This window comes from Protofrankia sp. CiP1_Cm_nod2 (genome assembly GCF_920664355.1).
Taxonomy (GTDB): domain Bacteria; phylum Actinomycetota; class Actinomycetes; order Frankiales; family Frankiaceae; genus Protofrankia.
In genome coordinates, this window is sequence record NZ_CAKKTL010000052.1 from 18,630 (window position 1) to 23,498 (window position 4,869).

4 protein-coding genes are annotated in these 4,869 nt (G+C 72.0%); all 4 read right to left on the reverse strand.

What is annotated here, in order from left to right:
• Positions 1-268: 268 nt before the first annotated feature.
• Positions 269-502, reverse strand: coding sequence for a hypothetical protein (locus tag NBW84_RS08230; protein ID WP_250283267.1), 234 nt, complete (start codon positions 500-502; stop codon positions 269-271).
• A gap of 628 nt (positions 503-1,130) precedes the next feature.
• Positions 1,131-1,835: a UbiX family flavin prenyltransferase gene (locus NBW84_RS08235; protein WP_250283269.1), complete on the reverse strand. Its 705-nt coding sequence runs from the start codon at positions 1,833-1,835 to the stop codon at positions 1,131-1,133.
• A 295-nt stretch (positions 1,836-2,130) separates the two neighbouring features.
• Positions 2,131-3,054 (reverse strand): menaquinone biosynthesis prenyltransferase MqnP, encoded by a 924-nt coding sequence (gene mqnP / locus NBW84_RS08240; protein ID WP_445548548.1) that lies wholly within the window; start codon positions 3,052-3,054, stop codon positions 2,131-2,133.
• 121 nt (positions 3,055-3,175) lie between these two features.
• Entirely contained in the window at positions 3,176-4,627 is a 1,452-nt protein-coding gene (locus NBW84_RS08245) for a menaquinone biosynthesis decarboxylase (protein WP_250283270.1), read from the reverse strand.
• Positions 4,628-4,869: the final 242 nt, after the last annotated feature.

Below are 4,869 nucleotides of genomic sequence, written 5' to 3' on the forward strand. Positions count from 1 at the left end.
GTCAGCTCAGGACCCGTCCGCCCCAGAGCCCGCCGGCGTCCCGGCGGGAGCGCGGACAGGCCACCGCCCTGTACCCGTTCGCCTCTGCCCCCGTTCGTCGCGGGGTTACCGACCGGGCCACCGGCCCCTGGGAGCTGCCGGCGCCCGGGGGCCACGGGCGCGGCGGTCGCGGTGATCTGATCGACCCGTCACTCGGGTCCACCGGCTCCCGGGGCCACGCGCGCGTCCCCCCGAGGCAAGCGGGGTGCCCACAGTGCCCGCAGGGGCGCTATCGGCGCTCCGGGCCGGTACCGGCGCGGGCGGCGGCCCGCTGGGCGGCCCTGCGCTGCGACCGGCCCAGCGGATAGGTCAGCGCACCCACGATCACGAGACCGGCCAGTATCGCGAGGACAGGGTTGACGCTCAGGATGAGCAGGATGGTCAGCATCACGAGCAGCGCCGCGATCCGCGCGGCGAAATACGGCAGCTGCACCCGCAGGGAGGCCGGGGCCTGACCGGCCACAGGACGCCCGGCTGGCCAGCCCATCCAGGCGCCCGAAGCGCCAGCGGCGCCCCTGGAAGCGGGCGTCCGAGGACGCGGCACCCGGTCCAGGTCTGCCGTCGTGGCCCGCGTGCCGCTGTCCCGCGTCCGCTGTCTCCCGCCGCTGTCGCGTGTCATGCCCGCCTTCGTCCCAGTTCGGTCTTCAGCTGCCGGCGGGCATCTCGAACCGGATGAGCACGGATCCCGCTCATTTACGGTACGACCCGCCGGATCCGCGGCGGTCACGAGGGCAGGTATCGGGCGGGGCCGAGCCCGCGCGCCCCCTCATCCCCGTCACGTTCTCATCCCCGTCATGTCCCGTGCCATCCCAAAGATCATGGAGATGAACGGCGCGTGACGCCGAGCTCACCGGCCCCTTCGGGCCTGATCACCTTCGGCGCCGTCCCACCCCCGGCAGCACAAAAATCATGACGATGGGCGGCGGTACGGCCAGGGCCGTCCAGCCTCCTCGTCCCGGTCAAGTTCCACACCGCCTCGCGCTCATGACAGCCTTACACCGCCTTGCCTGGATACGCATTTATCCATATTTATGTACCCAGAGTCACGAAAGAGCGATGGCCGCCCGAACGTAGAGATCACACAATGAAGATCATGAGGACGAACGACGGGCCGCGCCGAGCTCACCGGTCCAGCGGCGCAGCAGGTCGTTGGGCACCCCGGCCGCGTCCAGGACCTTGCCGGCGACGAAGTCCACGAGCGCGCGCGCGTCGGTCGCGCCGGCGTAGAAGCCGGGGCTGGCGGCCGCCACCACCGCGCCGGCGTCGTGCAGGGACAGCATGTGCAGCAGGGTCGAGCGGGTGAACGGCATCTCCCGGGGCACGACCACCAGCCGACGGCCTTCCTTCAGCGTCACGCCGGCGGCGCGTTGCAGCAGATCCTTGGACAGCCCGAGAGCGATCCCGGCCACGGCAGCCGTGCTCGCGGGGACGACGATCATCCCCCTGGTCAGATACGAGCCGCTGCTCGGCCCGGCGGCAAGATCACTGCAGGACCAGTGACGGAGCAGATCCGCCGCGGCCGCCTCGGAGATGACGGACGGGTCCACGCCGAGCCAGCCGGCCAGGGACCGTGGCCAGGTGCTGTCCCGCCAGGCGATCCCGGTCTCGTCCAACAGGGTGAGCCGGGCCGCCCGGGAGACGACCAGGTCCACCGGCAGCCCGGCGTCCAGCAGGCCGCGCAGCACCGACGCCGCGTACGGCGTCCCGCTCGCCCCGCTGACGCCGACCACCCACGGCAGCCGCGGTTCGCCTTCACCCGGCCGCGGCGGCACCGCGTCCCGGCTGTCGAGACGCACCCCGTCCTCCCAACTGTCCGGCCAACCACCCGGACGCCCAACCACTCGGATACCCGGAGCCCGGAGCCCGGGTGCCCGGCCAACCGGTCAACCGTCCGGATATGCCCCAGCGGCCGGTGGTCGCCCGAATGCGTCCCTGTCCCTGTCCCTGTCCCTCCGGCACCTTCCGCACTTCCGTACGCACTTCCGTACGCACTTCCGTACGCACTTCCGGCAATCATGATGTCCTCGACGATCCCCGCCGCTCGCAGTGGCCCGGCCGTCGCAGTGGCCCGGCCGTCGCGGCGGCCGGTCGTCACCAGGCCAGGCCGCGGGAGATCAGATCGAGGACGGCGAAACCGAACAGGGCGATGCCGACGAACCCGTTGGCGGTCAGGAAGGCCCGGTTCACCCGGGACAGGTCGTCCGCGGAGACGATCGCGTGCTCGTACCAGAACGCGGCAGCGGTCACCACCAGCCCGGCCCACCACCACGCGCCGAAGCCCTCCATCAGCCCGAACACGACGAACAGCGCGAACGTCACGACATGGGTAACGACCGAGGCGGCCAGCGCCGCCCGGATCCCGAACCGGGCCGGCACCGAGCCCACGCCGATGCCACGGTCGACCTCGGCGTCCTGACAGGCGTAGATCAGGTCGAAGCCGGCTATCCAGGTGCCGACCGCGAGCCCGAGCACGACCGAGGCCCACGACCAGCGGTCGGTGATGGCGATCCAGGCGCCGACCGGCGCGACCGCCTGGGCCAACGCGAGGACGGCGTGCGGGAAGTTGGTGAACCGCTTGGCGTACGAATAGACGATCAGGGGGGCGGCCGCGAGCGGCGCGAGGGCCAGGCAGAGCCAGGACAGCGCGGCGGCGGACCCGGCGAAGACACCCAGGGCGATCGCGGCGCCGACCGCGGCCGTGCGCACCGACACCGCGCCGGTGACCAGCTCCCGGCCGGCCGTCCGCGGATTACGTCCGTCGATCTTCCGGTCGATGATCCTGTTGGTCGCCATCGCGAAGGTGCGGGCAGCGACCATCGCGACGGTCACCAGCGCGATGTCCAGCCAGTGCACGGAGCGGGAGGCGTCGAACGACGCGGCGAGCGCCGCCACATAGGCGAACGGCAGCGCGAACACCGAATGCTCGATCACCACCACCCGCAGGAAGGCGCGGACGGGGCCGTCAGGCGTCGATGCCGGCCCCGGCATCCCCGGGGCGAACGTCGCGTCACTCACTGACGACCATCTCCCAGGCGTTCCGGCAAGCGGTGTATCCCCGCCGTGGACCATGGTGAGCAGCGGTCGGCGATAGTCCCGTCAGCGATAGTCACGTCAACGACGGCCCGGTCGACGATGGTCACAGCCCGTACTCCTTCCAGCGCCGGGCGACCTTGTCCCTGACCGCCTGGTCCATCACGGCCTCCGCGGGCCAGCCGCCCTCGCGACGGTATCCCTCCGTCGGGAGTTTGCGGGTGGCGTCCACGCCGATCTTCCCACCGAAGAACTGCTCGTACGAGGCGTGGTCGAGGTGGTCGACCGGGCCGACCGTGGTCAGCAGGTCGTGGGCGTAGTCGACGTTGCCGAACGCCCGCCACGCCACCTCGGAGTAGTCGTGGACGTCACAGTCGGCGTCGACGACCACGACGAGCTTGGACAGCGACAGCAGCCCGGCGCCCCAGATGGCGTGCATGACCTTCTGCGCGTGCTTGGGGTAGCGCTTCTCGATCGAGACGATCGCGCAGTTGTGGAAGACGCCCTCGACCGGCAGGTCGTAGTCGACGATCTCCGGGATCATCATCCGGACCAGCGGCAGGAAGATCCGCTCGGTCGCCTTGCCGAGCGGCCCGTCCTCCTGCGGCGGGCGGCCCACGACGATCGTCTGGAAGACCGGGTCACGCTGCAGGGTCATCACGTCGACGTGCAGGGCGGGGAACGGCTCGACCGGGGTGTAGAAACCCGTGTGGTCGCCGAACGGGCCCTCCGGCAAGCGCTCCCCCGGCTCCAGCCAGCCCTCGAGCACCACCTGGGCGTTCGCCGGCACCTGCAACGGGACGGTCAGGCAGTCGACCATCTCCACCCGCTCGCCGCGCAGGAACCCGGCGAACAGGTACTCGTCGATCTCCGCCGGCAGCGGGGCGGACGCCGCGTAGGTCACCGCCGGGTCGCAGCCGAACGCGATCGCCACCGGCAGCCGCTCCCCGCGGCGCTCGGCGACGGCATGATGGGCGTTGGAGTCCTTGTGGATCTGCCAGTGCATGCCGACCGTCCGGGCGTCATGACGCTGCAGCCGGTACATGCCGAGATTGCGCTGACCCGTCTCAGGATGCTTCGTGTGGGTCAGGCCCAGGTTCAGGAACACCCCGCCGTCGTCCGGCCAGGCGTGCACGCCGGGCAGGCGGAGCAGGTCGACGTCCGAGCCCTTGAGGACGACGTCCTGGCACGGCGCGGTCCGGACCTTGCGCGGCGGCACCGACCGCAGCGCGGCGACCTTGCCCAGGGCCTCCCGCAGCCCGCCGAGCCCGACCGGGAGCTCGGGTCTGAGCAGGGCGGCGATCCGGTCGCCGATCTCGTCGAGGCTGCCGGCCCCCAGCGCGGCGGCCATCCGCCGCTCGGTGCCGAAGACGTTGATGGCCAGCGGCATGTCGGCGCCGAGCGGCCGGTCGAACAGCAGCGCGGGCCCGCCCTCCCGCACCACCCGCGTGACGATCTCGGTGACCTCCAGGACCGGGTCGACCGGGACGCGGACGTGCCGCAGGTCGCCGTGACGCTCGAGGTGAACGAGGAACGCGCGCAGATCCGCCCAGGCCATGGCGCCCATCCTCGCAGGACGCCCATCCTCGCGGCGGCCCGCGGGCCCCGGCCGTCCGGACCTGTCGAGCCAGCCACCGGAACCCGGTACCGACCGCGCCAGGTAGCAGTCGGGTAGCTCTGGTGAGAACCCCCCGCCCGGCCGCCGGTCGGGCCCGGCGGGAACCTCCGTCCGACCACCGCCCGGGCGGTGGACACGTCGGGACGTGCGCCGACCGGCCGTACCCGGTACGGGTTCCCCCC

Excerpts from the sequence above, each read along its gene's own strand:
- NBW84_RS08245 (WP_250283270.1), bottom strand. The coding sequence starts at position 4,627 with ATGGCCTGGGCGGATCTGCGCGCGTTCCTCGTTCACCTCGAGCGTCAC.